This is a genomic window from Clavibacter capsici, assembly GCF_001280205.1.
In the GTDB taxonomy this organism is placed as follows: Bacteria; Actinomycetota; Actinomycetes; order Actinomycetales; family Microbacteriaceae; genus Clavibacter; species Clavibacter capsici.
Window position 1 is genome coordinate 1,872,025 of sequence record NZ_CP012573.1, and the last position, 20,065, is coordinate 1,892,089.

Here is a 20,065-nt window from a genome sequence, read left to right on the forward strand (position 1 = left end):
GGAGACCAAATTATCACCGCGTCCGAGAGCTCCCGACCACGCGGCGGCCGTCCGGACGCCCCGGAGGACCCGAGGCGGCTGCGCGGCCCGGCGATCAGGCGACGCGGCCCGGCTCGCCGTCGTCGGTCACGACGTCGCCGCCCATCTCGGACCACGCGTGCATGCCGCCCGTGATGTTGGAGGCCGCGAAGCCCCCGCGGAGGAGCGCCTGCGTGGCGATCGACGAGCGGTGCCCGGATCGGCAGACGACGGCGATGTGCTGGTCGGTCGGGATCTCCGCCGCGCGGGCCTCGAGCTCGCCCATCGGGATGTGGTGGGCGACCGCGGAGTGACCGGCCTCCCACTCGTCCTGCTCGCGGACGTCCAGGAGCCAGGACTCGCCGGTGGCAGTCCGGGCCTTGGCCGTCGCGGCGTCGAGGTCCTCGGGCACGCCTGCCCCCTGTGCGCTGGTCATGCCTCCACCGTAGCCGCGGCGCGCTCGGCCTGGGCGCGGCTCGCGGCCGCGGCGGCGAGGGCGTCGCCCCGCTTCACCTTCGGCTCGCCCTCGCGGAGGTGCGCGTAGAGCGGGGCCGCGATGAAGATCGTGGAGTAGGTGCCGACGATGATGCCGATGAAGAGGGAGAGCGCGATGTCGCGGAGCGTTCCGGCGCCGAGCACCACCGCGCCGATGAAGAGGATCGAGCCGACCGGCAGGATCGCGACGACCGAGGTGTTGATGGACCGCACCAGGGTCTGGTTCACGGCGAGGTTCACGGACTGCGCGAACGTGCGCCGTGACTCCTGCCCGTCCTCGGCCGTGTTCTCGCGGATCTTGTCGAACACCACGACCGTGTCGTAGAGCGAGTACCCGAGGATCGTCAGGAAGCCGATCACGGCGGCCGGCGTCACCTCGAAGCCCGTGATGCCGTAGATGCCGGCGGTGAGGACGAGGTCGTGCAGCAGGGCGACGATCGCCGCGACCGACATCTTCCAGGTGCGGAAGTACACCGACATGACGACGGCGGCGAGCACGAGGAACACCACGAGGCCCCACAGCGCCTGGCGGGTGATGTCCTGGCCCCACGACGGCCCGATGAAGGACTCGGTGACGCTGGACGTCTCGACGCCGTACGCGGTCGCCAGCGCCTGGCGGACGGCCGAGCTGTCCTCCGGCTGGAGCTGGTCGGTCTGCACGCGGACGCCGTCGCTGCCGACGGACGAGATCCGCGCGGGCACGGGCGTCACGGTGGCGACCGCGTCGCTCGCGATGTCCTGCGACTGCGACTGCACGCCGCTCACCGTGTACTCGGATCCGCCCGTGAACTCGATGCCGAACGTGAAGCCGCCACGGACCAGGGGCCCGAGGATCGAGATGAGGATGCACACGGCGGCGATGCCGTACCAGAGGCGGCGGCGCCCGACGATGTCGAACGAGCGCTTGCCCGTGTAGAGGTCGTTGCCGAACTCGGAGAAGCCAGCCATCAGTCGTCCCTGCTCGTGTCGTCGGCCCGCGGCGCGTCGATCGTCGCGGTCTTCGTGGATCCGGGCGCGCGGCCCTCCGCCGCCTTGCGCTCGGCGATGGTCTGCCGGCGGGCGGCCTCCTTGGCGGCGGCGGCTCCCCGTCCCGAGGTGGCGGTGGGCGTGCGGAAGGTGGCGCGTCCGCGGTAGACCGCGCCGAGCGCCCGCGGGTCGAGTCCGCTCATGCGGTGGCCCTCGGCGAAGAAGCGCCGGTTCGCGAGCAGCTGGAGGATCGGGTGCGTGAAGAGCGACACCACGATGAGGTCGATGATCGTCGTGAGCCCGAGCGTGAGCGCGAAGCCCTTGACGTTGCCGACCGCGAGGATGAACAGCACCGCGGCCGCGAGGAAGTTGACCGTGTCGGACGCGATGATGGTGCGCAGCGCCCGCTTCCAGCCCTGCTCCACGGACGAGACGAGGCCGCGCCCGTCGCGCAGCTCGTCCTTGATGCGCTCGAAGTAGACGATGAACGAGTCCGCGGTGATGCCGATGGCCACGATGAGCCCCGCCACCCCGGCGAGCGACAGCCGGTACCCCTCCCGCCAGCTGAGCAGCGTGATGAGGAGGTAGGTGATCACCGCGGCGATGACGAGCGAGGCGACGGTGACCATGCCGAGCGCCCGGTACTGCACCAGCGAGTAGAGCACCACCAGCGCGAGCCCGATGAGGCCCGCGATCAGGCCGCTCGTGAGCTGCGAGGAGCCCAGCGTGGCCGAGATGACGTCGGAGCTCTGCAGCGTGAAGCTGAGCGGCAGGGCGCCGAACTTGAGCTGGTCGGCCAGCGCCTTGGCGCTCTCCTGCGTGAAGTTGCCCGTGATGGAGGGCTTGCCGTTGGTGACGACGCCCTGCGTGACCGGCGCCGAGATGACCTCGTTGTCGAGCACGAACGCGAACTGGTTGCGCGGCGACTCGAGGGTGATGAGGCGGGTCGACATGTCGCCGAACTGCTTCGTGCCGTCGCCGTCGAACACGAGGTTGACCGACCACGTGCCGGTGCTGACGCCCTGGCTGGACTGCTGCAGGCCGCTCGTGGCGTCGGAGATGGTGCTGCCGTCGACCTCGACCGGGCCGAGCACGTACTTCGCGGCGCCGTCGTCGGAGCAGGCGATGATCGCGCGGTCGGCGGGGGCGGACTGCCCGTCGCTCTCCGGGGCGGTGGCGCAGTCGTACGCGGCGAACTCGGCCTGGAGGCGCGGGGTGACCCACGAGACGTCGCTCGGGCCGGTGGGCTCGGCGGTGGGCTCGTCGGAGAGCGTCGCGGGATCGGGCGTCTCGGCGGCGGCGGGCGTCTCGGCGGCCGGCGTCGAGCCGTCGGCGGGCGCGGAGCCGTCGGTCGGGGTCGGCGTGGGCGTGGGGCCCGCCGATGCGGTGCCGGGCGCGCCCACGAGCACGGGACGCAGCTCCAGCTTCGCGGAGGACTGCAGGCGCTGCATCGTCGCCGCGTCGGGCTCGCCCGGCAGGCTCACGACGATGTTGCTGCCGCCCTGCGTGGTGATCTCCGCCTCGGAGACGCCGCTCGCGTCGACGCGCTGGCGGATGATCGACACCGCCTGGGCGAGCTGCTCGCTCGTGGGGCCGGAGGACGCGCCGTCGAGCTGCGGCGCGAGGATGATCTGCGTGCCGCCCTCGAGGTCGAGCGCGAGCTTCGGGGCCCAGGACCCGTTGCTGAAGGCGACGCTGGCCGCGTTGCCGCCGGCCAGGAGGCCGATGATCACGAGCAGCCAGACGAGCTTGCGCCGGGCCTTGCGTACCGGTGTGGGCGACTTGGCCACCTGGACACTCGACTTTCTTCACGGGACGCCCGCCGCGACGACGCGGTTCCCGGATGGAGGGTGGGAGCTGGCCCGGGCGCGTTCCGGCCCGGGTTCGGCGGGCGGCCCGAGGGGCGCCCGCCCGGTGGGTCAGGGGCGCGCGGTGGGCGCGTCGCCGTCGTCGAGGCGGCGGGCGGAGTCCGGCGTGCCGGTCTCGTCCACGACGTCGGCGGCGGGGGCCTCGTCCACGAGCGCGGACGCGTCGTCGGCGACCGGGGTGGTCGGCTCGACCACGCGCGCGATCGTCTGGCGGTGGAGCTTCAGCACCGTGCCGGGCGAGACCTCGAGGTACGCGAGGTTGTTCTCCTCGTCGAACGACACGAGCGTCCCGTAGATGCCGGAGGCCGTCATGACCTCGGCGCCGGGCACCATCTGCGTCTGCAGCTCGGCGAGGTCCTTCTGGCGCTTCCGGCTGTTGCGGAACATGAAGAAGATGAGCAGCGCCAGGACGGCGAACATGATCAGGGTGAACGGGTCCATGCGGGACGGGCCTTTCAGGGGCTGGGGGTGTACGGACACGACGAACCGGCGACGTTCCGCGGGAGGCCAGCTTGAATCATAAGGCATCGCCGAACAGGGCCTCGGCGGCTCCCGACGTGCCGGACGCCCGAGCGGGAGGGGCCGGTGCGGCCGGCGCCTCGAGGCCGAAGTGCCGCCAGGCGGCCGGCGTCGCCACCCGCCCGCGCGGCGTGCGCGTCACGAGCCCGATGCGCACGAGGAAGGGCTCCACGACCGACTCGATGGTCTCCGCCTCCTCCCCGACGGACACCGCGAGGGTGTTGAGCCCGACGGGACCGCCGCCGAAGCGCGTGAGGATGCCGCGCATCACGGCGCGGTCGAGGCGGTCGAGGCCGAGCGGATCCACGTCGTAGAGGTCGAGGGCGGCGCGCACCGACGCGAGGCCCGCCTCGGTGCCGTGCACGAGCGCGTAGTCGCGCACGCGGCGGAGCAGCCGATTGGCGATCCGGGGCGTCCCCCGGCAGCGGCCGGCGATCTCCGCGACGGCCTCGTGCTCGATCTCGAGGTGCAGCATGCGCGCGGCGCGCTCGATGACCTGCTCGAGCTCGTGCGTCTCGTAGAACTCGAGGTGCGCCGTGAAGCCGAAGCGGTCGCGCAGCGGGCTCGGCAGCATGCCCGAGCGCGTGGTCGCGCCGACGAGCGTGAACGGCGACAGCTCGAGCGGGATCGAGGTGGCGCCCGCGCCCTTGCCGACCATGATGTCGATGCGGAAGTCCTCCATCGCGAGGTACAGCATCTCCTCGGCGGAGCGCGCCATGCGGTGGATCTCGTCGACGAAGAGGATCTCGCCCGGCACCAGTGCCGAGAGCACGGCGGCGAGGTCGCCCGCGTGCTGGATCGCCGGCCCGCTCGTGAGGCGCAGCGGTCGGCGGCTCTCCTCGGCCACGATCATCGCGAGCGTGGTCTTGCCGAGACCGGGAGGGCCCGCGAGCAGGATGTGGTCGGGCGAGCGGTTCTGCATCGCGGCGGCGGTCAGCAGCAGCTCGAGCTGCCCGCGGACCTTGACCTGCCCGACGAACTCGGAGAGGGAGCGCGGACGCAGCGCGCCCTCGAAGGCCAGCTCGGCGTCGGACTCCGGGACGGGGCTCGACGCGTCGCCGTGCTCGATCCCGCTCACCGGTCCGCCGCCTGGCCGGCCGGCGAGGCGCCCGCGGGCTGCTGCGGCCCGAGCATCCCGAGCGCGACGCGCAGGAGGCGGGGCATGTCGGCGGGTGCGCCCTGCTCGGCCGCGGCGGCGGCCGCGTCGTCGACCGCCGTGCGGGCGACGCGCTCGGACCAGCCGAGGCCGATGAGGGCGGTGACGACGTCCGCCGTCACCGTGGAGGCCGCCGAGGCCCCGGTGCGCGCGCGCGGACGCGTGACGACCAGCTTGCCCGCCAGCTGCAGGACGATGAGCTTCGCCGTCTTCGGCCCGATGCCGGAGACGCGGCGGAAGGCGGCGTCGTCCTCCGCGGCGACGGCCTCGGCCATGGCCTCCGGATCCAGGTGCTCGAGCACCGCGAGGGCCGACTTCGGCCCGACGCCCGTGACCCCGCAGAGGAGCTCGAAGGCGCGGAGCTCGTCGGGCTCGGGGAAGCCGAAGAGGGTGAGCGAGTCCTCGCGGACGACGAGGGACGTGAGGACGGTGGCCTCGGATCCGTGCCGCAGCTCGAGCGCGTGCCGCGGCGTCACCGAGACGCCGTAGCCCACCCCGTGCACCTCCAGCAGGAGGGTCTGACCGGAGACGGACAGCACGGTGCCGCGGAGGGAGGAGATCACGACGTCAACCCTACGAGCTAGCGCCGACCCCGCTGCGCACGCTCGGCAGCGAGCCACGCAGCCTGCGCCGCCGTCGGTCCGGCGGCCGCGCCGGCGGCCGACGACGGCGTGCGCGTCGCCGGCGCGGGCGTCCCGGCGATGCCGGCGCGGGACATCCCGGCGCGCCACCCGGCGCAGATCGCGAGGGCCAGGGCGTCCGAGGCATCGGCGGGCGTCGGCAGCTCGTCGAGCCCGAGGATCCGCGCGACCATGGTCGCGACCTGCCTCTTGTCGGCCTGCCCGTACCCCGTGACGGCGGCCTTCACCTCGCTCGGCGTGTGCATGGCGACGTCGAGCCCGCGGCGGGCGGCGCCCACGAGCGCCACGCCCGTGATCTGCGCGACGCCCATCACGGTCGACAGGTTGTCCTGCGCGAAGACGCGCTCGATGGCGACGACCGACGGCCGGTGCCGGTCGACGAGCTCCTCGATGCCGTCGCCCACCGCGAGCAGGCGGTGGTGCAGCTCGTCCGTCGGGCTGGTCCGCACGACCTGCACGGCGACGATCCGGGCGGAGCGGTCGGCGAACACGTCGACCACCCCGACGCCGCAGCGGGTCAGGCCGGGGTCGATCCCGAGGATCCGCACGGACGGGCCGCTGCCGCCCGCGCCGCTCCCCCGCGCCCCGGCGATGAGGACCTACTCCTCGTCGTCGTCGTCCAGCGCGGCCTGCACGTCGGCGGGCACGTCGCTGTTGATGTAGATGTTCTGGACGTCGTCCAGGTCCTCCATGGCGTCGACGAGCTTGTTGACCTTGCGCGCGGTCTCGAGGTCGACCTCGACCTTGACCTGCGGCACGAACTCGACGTCGGCGGAGTCGTAGTCGATGCCCGCCGCCTGCAGCGCCTCGCGGACCGCGACCATGTCGCTCGGCTCGCACTGGATCTCGAACACCTCGCCGTGGTCGGTCACGTCCTCGGCGCCCGCGTCGAGCACCGCCGCGAGCACGTCGTCCTCGGTCGGGGTCTCCGCGTGCGGCACCGCGAGGACGCCCTTGCGGTGGAAGTTGTAGGCGACGCTGCCCGGGTCGGCCATGGTGCCGCCGTTGCGGCTCATCGCCGTGCGGACCTCGGCGGCCGCGCGGTTCTTGTTGTCCGTGAGGCACTCGACGAGCATCGCGACGCCGTTGGCGGCGTACCCCTCGTACATGATCGTCTGGTAGTCGACGACCTCGCCGAGCAGGCCCGCGCCGCGCTTGACGGCGCGGTCGATGTTGTCGTTCGGGACGCTGGTCTTCTTGGCCTTCTGCACAGCGTCGACGAGGGTCGGGTTGCCGGACATGTCGGCCCCGCCGATCTTGGCCGCGACCTCGATGTTCTTGATCAGCTTCGCGAACGACTTGGCGCGACGCGAGTCGATGATCGCCTTCTTGTGCTTCGTGGTCGCCCACTTGGAATGTCCGGACACGGGTGGTTCTCCTAACGCGGCGTCTGCTCGCTGTCAATGATGGACCATCGGGCGGCCCCGCCGAGGGGCCGGCAGGTCAGAGGGTGCGGCCCGACTCCTCGACCATGTCGAGGAAGAGGCGGTGGAAGCGGAGGTCGCCCGTGACCTCCGGGTGGAACGAGGTGCCGAGGAGCGCGCCCTGGCGGACGGCCACGACGCGGCCGTCGTCGAGCGCCGCGAGGGCGGATGCCGCCGGTCCGACGGAGGCGACCACGGGCGCGCGGATGAAGACGGCGTGCACGGGCGGATCCCCGAGCTCCGGCACGTCGAGGTCCACCTCGAACGACGCCGTCTGCGACCCGAACGCGTTGCGGCGGACCGACACGTCGAGCCCGCCGATGCTCCGCTGCCCGTGGATCGCGTCGACGATCTCGTCGGCCAGCATGATCAGGCCCGCGCACGTGCCGTAGACGGGCAGGCCGTCGTCGATGGCGTCGCGCAGCGGCCCGGCGACGCCGAGCTGCCGCGACAGCTTGTCCATGACGGTGGACTCGCCGCCGGGGATCACGAGGCCCGAGATGCCCGGGAGGTCCTTCGGCTGCCGGACGAGGCGCGTCCGCGAGCCGAAGCCCTCGAGCACGCGGACGTGCTCGCGGACGTCCCCCTGGAGGGCGAGGACGCCGACGACCGGACCGTCGCCCTGCGGAGCCGCCGTGCTACCAGCCACGCTCGGCGAGGCGGTGCGGGGCGGGGACGTCGGCGACGTTGATCCCGACCATGGCCTCGCCCAGCCCGCGCGACGCCTGGGCGATCGCGTCGGGGTCCTGGTAGAGCGCGGTCGCCGTGACGACGGCCTTGGCGCGCGCGGCCGGGTTGCCGGACTTGAAGATGCCGGATCCGACGAACACGCCGTCGGCGCCGAGCTGCATCATCATCGCGGCGTCCGCCGGGGTGGCCACGCCGCCCGCGGTGAACAGCACGACGGGGAGCTGGCCGGTCTGCGCGACCTCGAGCACCAGGTCGTAGGGCGCCTGCAGCTCCTTCGCCGCGACGTAGATCTCGTCGTGCGTGAGGGCGCTGAGGGCGCGGATCTCCGACTTGATCGTGCGGATGTGCTTGGTGGCCTCGGACACGTCGCCCGTGCCGGCCTCGCCCTTGGAGCGGATCATGGCCGCGCCCTCGGTGATGCGGCGGAGCGCCTCGCCGAGCGTCGTGGCACCGCAGACGAAGGGGACGGTGAAGCCCCACTTGTCGATGTGGTTCACGTAGTCGGCCGGGCTCAGCACCTCGGACTCGTCGATGTAGTCGACCTCGAGGGACTGGAGGACCTGCGCCTCGACGAAGTGGCCGATGCGGGCCTTCGCCATGACGGGGATGGAGACCTCGGCCTTGATCTGGTCGATGAGGTCGGGGTCGCTCATCCGGGCGACGCCGCCCTGCGAGCGGATGTCGGCGGGGACGCGCTCGAGCGCCATGACGGCGACCGCTCCCGCGTCCTCCGCGATGCGCGCCTGCTCGGCGTTGACGACGTCCATGATGACGCCGCCCTTGAGCATCTCCGCGAGTCCGCGCTTGACGCGGCTCGAGCCGACCTGTCCGGGGGTGTTGGTGTCAGTCATTGTGGTCCCTATCCTATTCGCCCGCGGGGGCGGGCCAGGCTGCTGCGATGGATGCGCGGACGTCGCCCAGCAGCTGCGGCAGCGCCTTGGTCTTCGCGATGATCGGCAGGAAGTTCGCGTCCTGCCCCCACCGCGGCACGATGTGCTGGTGCAGGTGCTCGGCGATGCCGGCCCCCGCGACCTGCCCCTGGTTCATGCCGATGTTGTAGCCGTCGTTCCGCGACACCTCGCGGACGACCCGCATGGCGGTCTGCGTGAGCGATCCGATCTCGGCGACCTCCTCCGGGCTCGCGAGGTCGTAGGTCGCGATGTGGCGGTACGGGCAGACGAGCAGGTGCCCGCTGTTGTACGGGAAGAGGTTCAGCAGCACGAAGGCGTGCTCGCCGCGCGCCACGATGAGCGCGTCCTCGTCCGACATCGACGGCGCGATGCAGAACGGGCACTCGTCGCGGTCCGGCTGCTGCCCCTTCTGGATGTAGACCATGCGGTGCGGCGTCCACAGGCGCTGGAACTCGTCCGGCACGCCCGCGAGGTGACCGGGGTCGTCGACGCGGGCGCCCGTCGCCTCGTCCTCTCCCCCGGGCTCGTGGTCCGACAGGGTCAGACGGGCCACGCGGTCACCACCTGCTCGCGGCGCGCGATGGCGCCCGTGATCCGCTCGACGGCCTCGTCCACGGGCACGCCGTTGACCTGCGTGCCGTCGCGGAAGCGGAAGCTCACGGATCCGGCGGCCCGGTCGTCCTCCCCCGCGATGAGCTGGTACGGCACGCGGAGCTTCGTGTGCGTGCGGATCTTCTTCGGCATGCGGTCGTCCGAGGTGTCGAGCTGCGTGCGCACGCCCGCCGCCCGGAGGCGGTCGAGGACGCCGCCGAGGTACTCCTCGTAGTCCTCCGCCACGGGGATGCCGACGACCTGCACGGGCGACAGCCACACCGGGAACGCGCCTGCGTAGTGCTCGGTGAGCACGCCGAAGAAGCGCTCGATGGAGCCGAACAGCGCACGGTGGATCATCACCGGCTGCGTGCGCGTGCCGTCGTTCGCCGTGTACTCGAGCCCGAAGCGCTCGGGCAGGTTGAAGTCGAGCTGGATGGTGGACATCTGCCAGGTGCGCCCGATGGCGTCGCGCGCCTGCACCGAGATCTTCGGCCCGTAGAACGCGGCGCCCGCGGGATCCGGCATGAGCTCGAGGCCCGTGTCGACCGCGACCTGGCGGAGCGTCTCGGTGGCCTCCTCCCACACCTCGTCGGAGCCGACGAACTTCTCCGGGTCCTTCGTGGACAGCTCGAGGTAGAAGTCGTCGAGGCCGTAGTCCCGCAGCAGCGAGAGCACGAACTCGAGCGTGCCCTTCAGCTCGTCGGCCATGCGCTCGCGCGTGGTGAAGATGTGCGCGTCGTCCTGCGTCATGCCGCGCACGCGGGTGAGGCCGTGGATCACGCCCGACTTCTCGTTGCGGTAGACCGTGCCGAACTCGAACAGGCGCAGCGGCAGCTCGCGGTAGGAGCGCTGGCGCGACCGGTAGATCAGCACGTGCATGGGGCAGTTCATGGGCTTGAGGTAGTAGTCCGCGCCCTGGCGCGTGATCTCGCCCTCGTCGTTCCGCGCCTCGTCGAGGTGCATGGCGGGGAACATGCCGTCCTTGTAGAAGTCGAGGTGGCCGCTCGTCTCGAACAGGTTCGACTTCGTGATGTGCGGCGAGTAGACGAACTCGTATCCGGCCGTCTCGTGCCGACGGCGCGAGTAGTCCTCCATCTCGCGGCGGATGATGCCGCCCTTGGGGTGGAAGACCGCGAGGCCGGAGCCGATCTCGTCCGGGAAGGAGAAGAGGTCGAGCTCGGCGCCGAGGCGGCGGTGGTCGCGCTTGAGCGCCTCCTCGATGCGGCCCTGGTAGGCGCGCAGCTCGTCCTTGGTGGGCCAGGCCGTGCCGTAGATGCGCTGCAGCTGCGGGTTCTTCTCGGACCCGCGCCAGTAGGCGGCCGCGACGCGCGAGAGCGCCCAGCCGTTGCCGACCATGCGCGTGCTCGGCAGGTGCGGGCCGCGGCAGAGGTCGCGCCAGAAGACCTCGCCGGTCTTGCCGTCGACGTTCTCGTAGACCGTGAGCTCGGCGCCGCCGACCTCGACGGACTCGCCGTCCTCGCCGAGCTCCTCGGAGGATCCGCCCTTGAGGCCGATGAGCTCGAGCTTGTACGGCTCGTCGGCCATGAGCTCGCGGGCCTCCTCCTCGGAGACGACGCGGCGCGTGAAGCGCTGGCCCTGGCGGACGATGCGCTCCATGTTCTTGGAGATGGCCTTGAGGTCCTCCGGCGTGAAGGGCTCGGCCACGTCGAAGTCGAAGTAGAAGCCGTCGGTGACGGGCGGCCCGATGCCGAGCTTCGCCTCCGGGTTGATCTGCTGCACGGCCTGCGCCATCACGTGGGCAGCCGAGTGGCGGAGGATCGCGAGGCCGTCCGGCGAGTCGATGCGGACGGGCTCGACGACGTCGCCGGGCGCCACGTCGGCCGCGAGGTCCTTGAGCTCGCCGCCGATGCGCATGGCGACGACGGCGCGGTCGCTGAACAGGGTGAACCCCGTGCCCGCCTCCGTCGCCTCGACCGGCGCGGTCGTCTCCGCGGGCGCGGCCTCGTCGTGGATCTCGGGCTGGGCGGCGTCTACCACTGCGGGCTCCTTGCGGGACGGGAACGGAACCGATCCAGACTACCGGCGCGCGACGCGGCCTCCTCGACGGGAGGGGCGCGGCGGGCGCGGGGCGTCCCGGGAAAAGCAGAAGGCCCCGGTCTCCCGGGGCCTTCTGGGTGGTGAGCGATACTGGGATCGAACCAGCGACCTCTTCCGTGTCAGGGAAGCGCGCTACCGCTGCGCCAATCGCTCATGCACTTGCTCGAGGTGGGGACGGGATTTGAACCCGCGTGGACGGCTTTGCAGGCCGCTGCCTCGCCTCTCGGCCACCCCACCACCGGTGGTTCCCACCTTGTGAAAGGGACCCCCTTCGGGGCCCCTGTTCGAGCGGATGACGAGATTCGAACTCGCGACCCTCACCTTGGCAAGGTGATGCGCTACCACTGCGCCACATCCGCATTTCGCTCGCTGCTCCCGGCTTCCCGGCAACCCTGCGTGCTCGATGACTCTAGCCGATCTCCCGTCGCGGGTGCAAAACGGCGCCCCGCCGACGTGCCCGGAAGCCCCGTTCACACGCCCTCTCCCCCGTGTTCACGCGGATCGGGTGGACGGGCCCTCCGACGCCGTCCGGGCGTGTCGCGGTGCGGTCGACCTTGGGACCCTCTCGCGCGACCCGGGTGACCGCGACGGCCCCCGCGGTATGGCATCATGGATCCGCACCGTCCGCGGTGCGAGCACGGGCGATTGGCGCAGTTGGTAGCGCGCTTCCTTCACACGGAAGAGGTCATCGGTTCGAGTCCGGTATCGCCCACCGTCATCTCCTCATCCTCCGCGGCTCCAGCGGAGGCCGCTACGCCAGCAGGGCGCGGGCCGTCCCCTCGTCGAGCACGATGTCCGTCACGAGGCCCGCGGCGAGCGCTCCCCGCACGCTGCGGACCTTCGAGGCCCCCGCGACCACGCACACGCGCCGCGGCGCCCTGCGGATCGTCGCCAGGTCCGGTCCGCTCGCCCGCGCGTTGATCGCGATGTCCGCCGACGAGCCGTCCTCGCGGAAGAAGACGGTGGAGACGTCGCCCACCACGCCGTCGGCGTCGAGCGCGCGCTGGTCGGACCTCTCGAGGTACCCGCCCGAGTAGACGTGGCTCGGCACGAGGGCGACCGGGGATCCGACGCCGAACAGCACCATGTCCATCCGCTCCTGCAGCTCGAGGACGCGCTTCGTGCTCCGCTCGCGCCAGAGCGCCTGCTTCGTGGCGGGGTCGTCGAAGAAGGCTGGCACCGGGAACTGCTGCACGGTCGCGCCGTACGCCTGCCCGAAGCGGCGGAGGATCTCGCTCGCGTACATGATCCCGGTCGTCCGCACGTTGCCCGCGCCGTTGAGCTGCACGACGAGCGTGTTGTGGGTGGGCTTCGGCACGAGGTACCGGCTGACGGCGCTGACGGTGGAGCCCCACGCGACGCCGACGACCATGTTCGAGTCGACGTACTGCGTGAGCATCCGTGCAGCGGAGAGGGCGACGCGGTCGACGCGGTCGACGTCGCTCGTCTGGTCGGGAACCGGCACCACGTGCGCGACGACGCCGTACCGCTCGTGCAGCTGCTCGCCGAGCACGGTCGCGAGGTCGAGCGGCGAGCGGATCTGGATGTCGACGAGCCCCGTCTCCCGGGCGAACGACAGGAGCCGGGAGACCGATGAGCGGCTCGTGCCGAGCTCGCGCGCGATCGCCTCCATCGTCAGGTCCTGCATGTAGTAGAGGTGCGCCGCGCGGAGGGCGTCCTGGGTGCGCTCGTGCGCGATGCCGTCGACCATGCCGCGAGCCTTGCACATCCGTGCACGGGCTTCGCATGATCCGTTCGCGAGCGGATGATGGAGGCATCAGCACGCGCACCACGTACGCATCAGGACAACAGGAAGAAGCCTCCTCGTGACCACGTCGAAGAAGACCGACCTGCGGGACAACGTCGCCCGCATCCACGACCGCCCGAGCGCGAAGGTGCTCGTCATCGGCGGCGGCATCAACGGCATCGCGACGTTCCGCGACCTGGCGCTGCAGGGCGTCGACGTGGTCCTCGTCGAGCGCGCCGACTACGGCTCGGGCGCCTCGGCGGCGAGCTCGCACATGATCCACGGCGGCATCCGCTACCTGGAGAACGGCGAGTTCCGCCTCGTGCGCGAGTCCGTCGAGGAGCGCAACGGCCTCATCCGCATCGCGCCCCACTACGTGAAGCCGCTGCAGACGACGATGCCGATCTTCTCCACCTTCTCGGGCATCCTCAACGCCCCCCTGCGCATGCTCACGCACAAGCAGCGCTCCACGAAGGAGCGCGGCGCCCTCCTCATCAGCGTCGGCATGACGCTCTACGACTCCTTCTCGCGCGACGGCGGCTCGGTCCCCCGCCACCGCTTCCGCGTCGGCAAGGCCGCCCGCGAGGACATGCCCGCCCTCAACAAGGACGTCAAGTTCACCGGCACCTACTACGACGCCTCCGTGCACGAGCCCGAGCGCCTCGCGCTCGACGTGCTGAAGGACGGCCTCGGCGCGGGCGACCACGCGCGCAGCGCCAACTACCTCGAGGCCGTGGGCGTCGCGGACGGCGGCGTGAAGCTCCGCGACGTGATCTCGGGCACCGAGTTCGTCGTGAAGGCGGACGTCGTCGTCAACGCGTCCGGCCCCTGGACCGACCTCACCAACGAGGCCATGGGCGGCGAGACGAAGTTCATGGGCGGCACCAAGGGCTCCCACATCGTCGTCGACAACGCCGAGCTGCTCGAGGCCACCAAGGGCCGCGAGATCTTCTTCGAGAACAACGACGGCCGCATCGTCCTCATCTACCCCCTCAAGGGCCGTGTGCTCATCGGCACCACGGACATCGACGCCGACCCGAGCGAGCCGGCCGTCTGCACCGAGGAGGAGGTCGACTACTTCTTCGACCTCGTCAAGCACGTCTTCCCGCAGATCGAGCTGAACCGCGACCACATCGTGTACCGCTACTCGGGCATCCGCCCGCTGCCGCGTCACGAGGACACGGCGCCCGGCTTCGTGTCGCGCGACTACCGCATCGTCGAGACCGAGATCGCGGGACTCGCGGGCAGCAAGGTGCTGAGCCTCGTGGGCGGCAAGTGGACGACGTTCCGCGCCCTCTCCGCGCACCTCTCCACGGAGGCCACCACGCGCCTCGGCGTCGAGCGCTCGGTCGACACGACGGGCATGCCCATCGGCGGCGGCAAGGACTTCCCGTCCTCCAGCACCGCGCGCGCCCGCTGGATCGCCACGCAGGCGGCCCGCGCCGAGGGCATCGGCACCGAGCAGGTCGACCGCCTGCTCAACCGCTACGGCACGCGCGCCACGAGCGTCATCGACGTCCTCTCCGGACAGCCGTCGACGCCGCTCGCGACCGACCCGCAGCTCACGCGCGCCGAGATCGCGTACTTCGCCACGCACGAGGACGCGGTGCACCTCGCCGACGTCGTGCTCCGTCGCACGAACCTCGCGTTCGTCGGCGGCGTGACCCACGAGATGCTCGCGGAGATCGCGGACGTGCTGCAGGAGGCGCTCGGCTGGAGCGACGACGAGCGCGACGACGAGATCCAGGACACCGTCGACACCCTGCGCACCTACCACGGCGTCGACGTCGGCGCGACGAAGGTGGCCGCGGACGCGACGGTCACGGAGTTCGCGAACTAGCACCACGCACGGCGGACCCGATCCGCAACCCGGGAGGCCGGTCGCCGAGAGGCGGCCGGCCTCCTCGCGTCCCGGCCCATCACGTCCGCATGCACCCGCTGTCAGGGGACGGGGCTACGTTCGGGCCATGACCCATCCCCGGCTCGACCCGATCCCGCTCACCACGCTCCAGGGCGAGGAGACCACGTTCGGCGCGTACGCCGACAAGGTGGTGCTCGTCGTCAACGTGGCCTCGCGCTGCGGCCTCGCGCCGCAGTACGAGAAGCTCGAGCAGCTCCAGCGGACCTACGGCGAGCGCGGCTTCACGGTCATCGGGTTCCCGAGCAACCAGTTCCTGCAGGAGCTCGGATCCGCGGAGGCCATCGACGAGTACTGCTCCACCACGTGGGGCGTCACCTTCCCGATGATGGAGAGGGTGAAGGTCAACGGGCGCTCGGCCCACCCCGTCTACGTCGAGCTGACGAAGGCGCCGGACGCCGAGGGCAGGGCCGGCCGCGTGAAGTGGAACTTCGAGAAGTTCGTCGTGACGCCCTCGGGCGCCGTGCACCGGTTCCGCCCGACGGTGGAGCCGGACGCGCCGGAGATCGTGTCGCTCATCGAGGCGGAGCTCCCGGGCTGAGCCCGCGTGCGAGCGCCCGTCGGCGCCTCGGCCGGCCTCAGCGGCGACGCGCCACGAGGCCCGCGAGGTAGGACACCTGACCCGCGTGCTGGAGGTCGTCGGCGAGCACGCTGACGAGGCGGGCGCCGAGCGACACGGGCGGGGTCCAGGCCTCGTCCACGATGCGGTCGAGCTCCCCGGCGTCGAGGCCGGCCAGGTACGCGAGCGTCGTCGCCTGGACCGCGTCGAGGTAGCCGAGGAGCAGCTCCGCGGTGACGCCCTCCAGCGCCGCGACGTCCTCGGACGACTGGCCGTAGCCCGTGGCGGATGCGTCGAACGGCAGGGCGAAGCGGTCCGCCCAGCCGCCGGTCGTCCACTCCTGCTCGGCGCCGGCGACGTCGGCGACCTGCGCGTCCTGGACCCGGGCGAGGTGCCAGACGAGCCAGCCGATGGGGTTGGCCTCGGGATCCGGCCGGTGCGCCAGGTCGTCGGCGTCGAGCCCCTCCACGGCGTCGTGCACGATCTCGGCGATGCGCCCGTAGGCGTCGACGAGCAGGTCGGTGGCGTCGGTCATGGTGCTCTCCTCGGGTCGTCACGCGGTCGGACGCGTCGAGCGCCCGCTCCCCATCCTGCTCCCGGTCCCCGCCGTGGGAGGCTCGGGGGATGACGCGCCTCTCCCCCGACGCCCCGTGGTCGACCCCCGACGACGACGCGTGGTGCCCCTGCACGAGCGGCGACCCCTACGGCGCGTGCTGCGGGCCGCTGCACCGCGGCGATTCCCGGGCGCCGACCGCGGAGCGGCTGATGCGCTCCCGGTTCGCGGCCTACGCACGGGGCGACGCCGCCTACCTGGCGCGCAGCTGGCACCCGTCGACGCGGCCCGCGGAGCTGGACCTCGACCCCTCGATCCGGTGGTTCCGGCTCACGATCGTCCGCACCGCCCAGGGCGGGCCGGATGACGCCACGGGCGTCGTCGAGTTCGAGGCCGCGTACCGGCACAAGGGCGGGCGCGGCAGCCAGCACGAGGCGAGCCGCTTCGCCCGGTACGCGGGATCTTGGGTCTACGTCGACGCGATGTGACGTCCGCGCGTGCGCCGCTCAGGCCTCGCCGAAGCCGGACTCGATGAGCTCCACGAGCGCCGTGACGGCCTCCGCCGCGTCGTCGCCCGTCGCCTCGACCACGACGTGCGCCCCGCGGGTGAGGCCGAGGGCCATGACCCCGAGGAGCGACGCGGCGTTCTGGCCGTTGACCGTGATAGCGGAGGAGTAGGCGGATGCGCGCGTGACGAAGTCCGCCGCGGGCCGCGCGTGGAGCCCGTCCCGGTTGACGAGGACCGCCTCCCCGCGCACGCTGCCCGAGCCGCCGCTCGCGGGAGCTGGCTCCGAGCCGTCGGACCGGGGATCCGGCGCGAGGCCCGCGTCGGCGTCCTCGGCCGCGTCGGCGCTCGCGGCCGAGGCGGCGGCCGCGGCCACGTCCTCCAGCGAGCCGCCCGTCTCGGCGGCGACGGCCGCGGCGACGGCGCCCTCGACGAGCGGGGCCCGCACCACGACGACGCGGGAGGCGGCGTCCTCGTCGAGCATGTCGACGGCGGTCTCGGCCGTGAGGTACGCGGATCCCAGGTCGGCGAGCACGACGACGCCGTCGCCGCCCTCCGCCGCGGCGAGCGCCGCCGTCACCAGGTCGAAGCTCGTGCCGATGCCGGCGTCCTCGCGGGTGCCGTCGCCGGATCCGCCCGCGGGCACGAGCGCCACCGTCGGCGCCATCTGGCGCGCGAGGTCGACGAGCCCGCGCGCGATCAGCGCGCTGTGCGAGACGAGGACGAGGCCGACGCTCACGAGCCGGACCCGTCGGCGTCGCGCGCGGTCGTGGCGGCCGCGCGGAGGATGAGGGCGGACGACTGCGCGCCCGGGTCCCGGTGGCCGATCGCGCGCTCCCCGAGGTAGGAGGCACGGCCCTTGCGCGCGACGAGCGGCTCGGTCTCCCCCGCTCCGCGCTCGGCCGCGTCGGCCGCGGCGGACAGCGCCTCGGCCGCGCTGGAGCCGGCCTCCGCGGCGGCGCGCGCGGCCTCCGCGGCGGGGCCCCACGCGTCCACCATGGTCTTCTCGCCGCGCTCCGCCTTGCCGCGGAGCACGATGCCGCCGACCGCGGCCTCCAGCAGGTCGGCGATCGCGGACGCGTCGAGGGCGGCGCGGTCGGCGACGGCGGCCGACGCCTTGAGGTACGCGGTGCCGAGCAGCGGTCCGGACGCTCCCCCGACCGTGGAGATGAGCGTGGTGGCGATCGCCTTCAGCGCGTCGGCCGGACTCGCGTCGGTCGCGAGGCCGACGAGCTTCGCGGCCACAGCGCCGAAGCCGCGGTCGAGGTTCTCACCGTGGTCGCCGTCGCCGATCTCGCGGTCGAGGGCGATGAGCTGACCGCGCTGGTCGGCGACGACGCGCGCCGCCTCCGCGGTCCAGGAGACGATCCAGTCGGTCCCGAGTGCCATGAGCTACCTCCCCCACCGCAGGGCGGCGGTCTGCACGGGTGAGTCCCACAGCTCGATGAGCTCGTCGTCGAGCAGCAGCACCGTGAGGGACAGTCCCTCCATGTCGAGGGCCGTCACGTAGTCTCCCACGAGGCTCCGGGCGACGGTCAGGCCGGCCTCGTGGAGCACGGCGGCCGCGCGGGCGTACGCGATGTGCAGCTCCGACAGCGGCGTCGCGCCCATCCCGTTCACGAGCAGGAGCACGCGGCTGCCCGCGGGCGCCGCGAGGTCCTCGAGCACGGGGTCCAGCAGGCGCTCGACGATGGCGTCGACCGGCTCGAGCGGCAGGCGCACGCGACCGGGCTCGCCGTGGATCCCGATGCCGATCTCCATCTCGTCGTCCGCGAGCACGAAGCTCGGCTCGCCGGCGTGCGGGACGGTGCAGGCGCGGATGGCGACCCCCATGCTCCGCACCCGGGCGACCACGCGCTCCGCGATCGCCGCGACGCCGTCGAGGTCGTCGCCGCGCTCGGCCGCGGCCCCGCCAGGCGCTCGACCAGCACCGTGCCCGCGACGCCCCGACGCCCGGCCGTGAAGAGCGAGTCGGTGACGGCGACGTCGTCGTCGACCACCACCGTCCGCACGCGCACCCCCTCGGCCTCCGCGAGCTCGGCCGCGGTCTCGAAGTTGAGGACGTCGCCCGTGTAGTTCTTCACGACGTGCAGCACGCCCGCGCCGGCGTCCACCGTGAGCGTCGCGGCGACGATGGGATCCGGCGTGGGGCTGGTGAAGACCGGCCCGGGCACGGCGGCGTCGAGCATGCCGTGGCCGACGAACCCGGTGTGCAGCGGCTCGTGCCCGCTGCCCCCGCCGCTGACGAGCGCGACGCGGCCCGGCCGGGTGGGCGCGGCCCGGCGGACGTACAGCGGATCCGCGCTCAGCGTCACGAGGTCGGCGTGCGCCGCGGCGAACCCCGCGACCGCCTCCTCGGCGACGGTCCTCGGATCGTTGACCAGCTTCTTCATGCGGGCTCCTCGCGGGTCGCGGGCGGCGCGCGGGCCCCCGGGCGTCCGAGCCGGATCGAGGACGGGACTCGGTCGGCGGCGACTCGGGTGCATGCCCAACATACGCCCGGGTCCCGGCGCGGCACAGGGCGGCGGGACCCTCACGGAGGGGCAGGGATCCGCGTCGCGCAGCGGCTCGCCGCGGCGGGATGCCCCGTTCACCGGCAGTAGATTGGGGCCACCGCAATGTTGCGGCAGAGGTCGTACCCGCGCCTCGACGAACGATCGGAGCACCACGCAGTGGATCTTGGAGTCATCTTCCTGTCGGAGACGGTGGGCACAGCCCTCCTCGTCCTCCTGGGATGCGGAGTCGTGGCGAACGTCGCGCTCATCAAGTCGAAGGGGCTCGCCGGCGGCACCCTCATGGTCAACTTCGGCTGGGGCCTCGCGGTCTTCGCCGGCGTCACCGTCTCGTACGCGTCCGGCGCCCACCTCAACCCGGCCGTCACGCTCGGCCTCCTCGCCGCCGGCAAGATCGACGACGTCGCGAGCGTCCCCGTCTACATCGCCGCCCAGATGGTCGGCGCGATCATCGGCGCCGTCTTCTGCTGGCTCGCCTACAAGCAGCACTTCGACGAGGAGCCCGATGCGGCCACCAAGCTCGGCGTCTTCTCGACCGGCCCGTCCATCCGCAACTACGCGTGGAACCTCGTCACCGAGATCATCGGCACGTTCGTGCTCGTCATCGTGATCCTCGGCTTCAGCCTCGCGAACAACCCCGACGCGGACGCGGCGACCCCCGCCGGCCTCTCGGCGCTCGGCGCGATCCCCGTCGCCCTCCTCGTGGTCGGCATCGGCGCGTCCCTCGGCGGGCCGACCGGCTACGCCATCAACCCGGCCCGCGACCTGGGTCCGCGCATCGCGCACGCGATCCTCCCCATCAAGGGCAAGGGCGCGAGCGACTGGTCCTACGCCTGGGTCCCCGTCGTCGGCCCCGCCATCGGCGGCCTGCTCGCCGGCCTCGCGTCCTACGCGCTGCTCCCCATCCTCTAGACCACCCGACCCCTCACA

The 20,065-nt window shown here is 72.4% G+C and carries 20 protein-coding genes, 4 tRNA genes and 1 pseudogene; 5 read left to right on the forward strand and 20 right to left on the reverse strand.

Going from position 1 to position 20,065, the window contains the following annotated elements; all coding sequences use genetic code 11:
• Positions 1–94: 94 nt before the first annotated feature.
• The 15 genes from AES38_RS08760 to AES38_RS08830 form a co-directional block, all read right to left on the reverse strand.
• Positions 95–454: a rhodanese-like domain-containing protein gene (locus tag AES38_RS08760; RefSeq protein WP_053774642.1), complete on the reverse strand. Its 360-nt coding sequence runs from the start codon at positions 452–454 to the stop codon at positions 95–97.
• Positions 451–1,461 (reverse strand): protein translocase subunit SecF, encoded by a 1,011-nt coding sequence (gene secF / locus AES38_RS08765; protein WP_053774643.1) that lies wholly within the window; start codon positions 1,459–1,461, stop codon positions 451–453. Before secF ends, AES38_RS08760 begins: the two co-directional genes overlap by 4 nt.
• Positions 1,461–3,269 carry a protein translocase subunit SecD gene (gene secD / locus AES38_RS08770; protein WP_053774644.1) on the reverse strand — a complete coding sequence of 603 codons (1,809 nt, stop codon included), beginning with the start codon at positions 3,267–3,269 and terminating at the stop codon, positions 1,461–1,463. Before secD ends, secF begins: the two co-directional genes overlap by 1 nt.
• A gap of 129 nt (positions 3,270–3,398) precedes the next feature.
• The gene (gene yajC / locus AES38_RS08775) at positions 3,399–3,788 is read right to left on the reverse strand and encodes a preprotein translocase subunit YajC (protein WP_242430910.1); all 390 of its coding nucleotides are present in this window, start codon (positions 3,786–3,788) and stop codon (positions 3,399–3,401) included.
• 76 nt (positions 3,789–3,864) lie between these two features.
• Positions 3,865–4,944, reverse strand: coding sequence for a Holliday junction branch migration DNA helicase RuvB (gene ruvB, locus AES38_RS08780; protein ID WP_053774646.1), 1,080 nt, complete (start codon positions 4,942–4,944; stop codon positions 3,865–3,867).
• Positions 4,941–5,585 carry a Holliday junction branch migration protein RuvA gene (gene ruvA, locus AES38_RS08785; protein WP_053774647.1) on the reverse strand — a complete coding sequence of 215 codons (645 nt, stop codon included), beginning with the start codon at positions 5,583–5,585 and terminating at the stop codon, positions 4,941–4,943. The genes ruvB and ruvA overlap by 4 nt, the downstream gene beginning before the upstream one ends.
• 17 nt (positions 5,586–5,602) lie before the next feature.
• Positions 5,603–6,211 (reverse strand): crossover junction endodeoxyribonuclease RuvC, encoded by a 609-nt coding sequence (gene ruvC, locus AES38_RS08790; RefSeq protein ID WP_053774648.1) that lies wholly within the window; start codon positions 6,209–6,211, stop codon positions 5,603–5,605.
• A gap of 51 nt (positions 6,212–6,262) precedes the next feature.
• The gene (locus tag AES38_RS08795; RefSeq protein ID WP_043669748.1) at positions 6,263–7,030 is read right to left on the reverse strand and encodes a YebC/PmpR family DNA-binding transcriptional regulator; all 768 of its coding nucleotides are present in this window, start codon (positions 7,028–7,030) and stop codon (positions 6,263–6,265) included.
• A gap of 76 nt (positions 7,031–7,106) precedes the next feature.
• Positions 7,107–7,736 carry a pyridoxal 5'-phosphate synthase glutaminase subunit PdxT gene (gene pdxT, locus AES38_RS08800; RefSeq protein WP_053774649.1) on the reverse strand — a complete coding sequence of 210 codons (630 nt, stop codon included), beginning with the start codon at positions 7,734–7,736 and terminating at the stop codon, positions 7,107–7,109.
• Complete coding sequence (gene pdxS, locus AES38_RS08805) at positions 7,726–8,628, reverse strand: pyridoxal 5'-phosphate synthase lyase subunit PdxS (RefSeq protein WP_053774650.1); 903 nt, start codon at positions 8,626–8,628, stop codon at positions 7,726–7,728. The genes pdxT and pdxS overlap by 11 nt, the downstream gene beginning before the upstream one ends.
• A 13-nt stretch (positions 8,629–8,641) precedes the next feature.
• Positions 8,642–9,241, reverse strand: a complete 600-nt coding sequence (locus tag AES38_RS08810) for an HIT family protein (protein WP_053774651.1) — start codon at positions 9,239–9,241, stop codon at positions 8,642–8,644.
• The gene (gene thrS / locus AES38_RS08815) at positions 9,229–11,280 is read right to left on the reverse strand and encodes a threonine--tRNA ligase (protein WP_053774652.1); all 2,052 of its coding nucleotides are present in this window, start codon (positions 11,278–11,280) and stop codon (positions 9,229–9,231) included. The genes AES38_RS08810 and thrS overlap by 13 nt, the downstream gene beginning before the upstream one ends.
• A gap of 138 nt (positions 11,281–11,418) precedes the next feature.
• A tRNA-Val gene (locus AES38_RS08820) sits at positions 11,419–11,493 on the reverse strand.
• Between the two features lie 13 nt (positions 11,494–11,506).
• Positions 11,507–11,577 (reverse strand) — tRNA-Cys (locus AES38_RS08825).
• 50 nt (positions 11,578–11,627) lie between these two features.
• A tRNA-Gly gene (locus AES38_RS08830) sits at positions 11,628–11,699 on the reverse strand.
• A gap of 280 nt (positions 11,700–11,979) precedes the next feature.
• Between AES38_RS08830 and AES38_RS08835 the strand changes: the two genes are divergently transcribed.
• Positions 11,980–12,052, forward strand: a tRNA-Val gene (locus AES38_RS08835).
• Positions 12,053–12,091: 39 nt separating this feature from the next.
• Here the strand turns inward: AES38_RS08835 and AES38_RS08840 are convergent.
• Positions 12,092–13,051, reverse strand: coding sequence for a sugar-binding transcriptional regulator (locus AES38_RS08840; RefSeq protein ID WP_053774653.1), 960 nt, complete (start codon positions 13,049–13,051; stop codon positions 12,092–12,094).
• 115 nt (positions 13,052–13,166) lie between these two features.
• On the opposite strand from AES38_RS08840, the gene AES38_RS08845 reads away from it, so the two are divergent.
• Together AES38_RS08845 and AES38_RS08850 are read left to right on the forward strand one after the other, a co-directional pair.
• Complete coding sequence (locus tag AES38_RS08845) at positions 13,167–14,927, forward strand: glycerol-3-phosphate dehydrogenase/oxidase (protein ID WP_053774654.1); 1,761 nt, start codon at positions 13,167–13,169, stop codon at positions 14,925–14,927.
• A 127-nt stretch (positions 14,928–15,054) separates the two neighbouring features.
• Complete coding sequence (locus AES38_RS08850) at positions 15,055–15,546, forward strand: glutathione peroxidase (protein ID WP_053774655.1); 492 nt, start codon at positions 15,055–15,057, stop codon at positions 15,544–15,546.
• 37 nt (positions 15,547–15,583) lie between these two features.
• Here AES38_RS08850 and AES38_RS08855 read toward each other — a convergent pair whose 3' ends face one another.
• Entirely contained in the window at positions 15,584–16,099 is a 516-nt protein-coding gene (locus AES38_RS08855) for a mycothiol transferase (RefSeq protein WP_053774656.1), read from the reverse strand.
• Between the two features lie 89 nt (positions 16,100–16,188).
• On the opposite strand from AES38_RS08855, the gene AES38_RS08860 reads away from it, so the two are divergent.
• Complete coding sequence (locus AES38_RS08860; protein WP_053774657.1) at positions 16,189–16,605, forward strand: YchJ family protein; 417 nt, start codon at positions 16,189–16,191, stop codon at positions 16,603–16,605.
• 18 nt (positions 16,606–16,623) lie between these two features.
• Here the strand turns inward: AES38_RS08860 and dhaM are convergent, their stop codons facing one another.
• The 3 genes and pseudogenes from dhaM to dhaK form a co-directional block, all read right to left on the reverse strand.
• Positions 16,624–17,361: a dihydroxyacetone kinase phosphoryl donor subunit DhaM gene (gene dhaM / locus AES38_RS08865; RefSeq protein ID WP_053774658.1), complete on the reverse strand. Its 738-nt coding sequence runs from the start codon at positions 17,359–17,361 to the stop codon at positions 16,624–16,626.
• On the reverse strand, positions 17,358–18,011 hold the full coding sequence (gene dhaL, locus AES38_RS08870; RefSeq protein WP_053774659.1) for a dihydroxyacetone kinase subunit DhaL: 654 nt from the start codon (positions 18,009–18,011) through the stop codon (positions 17,358–17,360). The genes dhaM and dhaL overlap by 4 nt, the downstream gene beginning before the upstream one ends.
• A 3-nt stretch (positions 18,012–18,014) precedes the next feature.
• A pseudogene (dhaK, locus tag AES38_RS08875) lies at positions 18,015–19,015 on the reverse strand (dihydroxyacetone kinase subunit DhaK).
• Between the two features lie 225 nt (positions 19,016–19,240).
• Here dhaK and AES38_RS08880 point away from each other — a divergent pair.
• Entirely contained in the window at positions 19,241–20,047 is an 807-nt protein-coding gene (locus tag AES38_RS08880; protein WP_172404156.1) for an MIP/aquaporin family protein, read from the forward strand.
• The last annotated feature ends 18 nt before the right edge of the window (positions 20,048–20,065 follow it).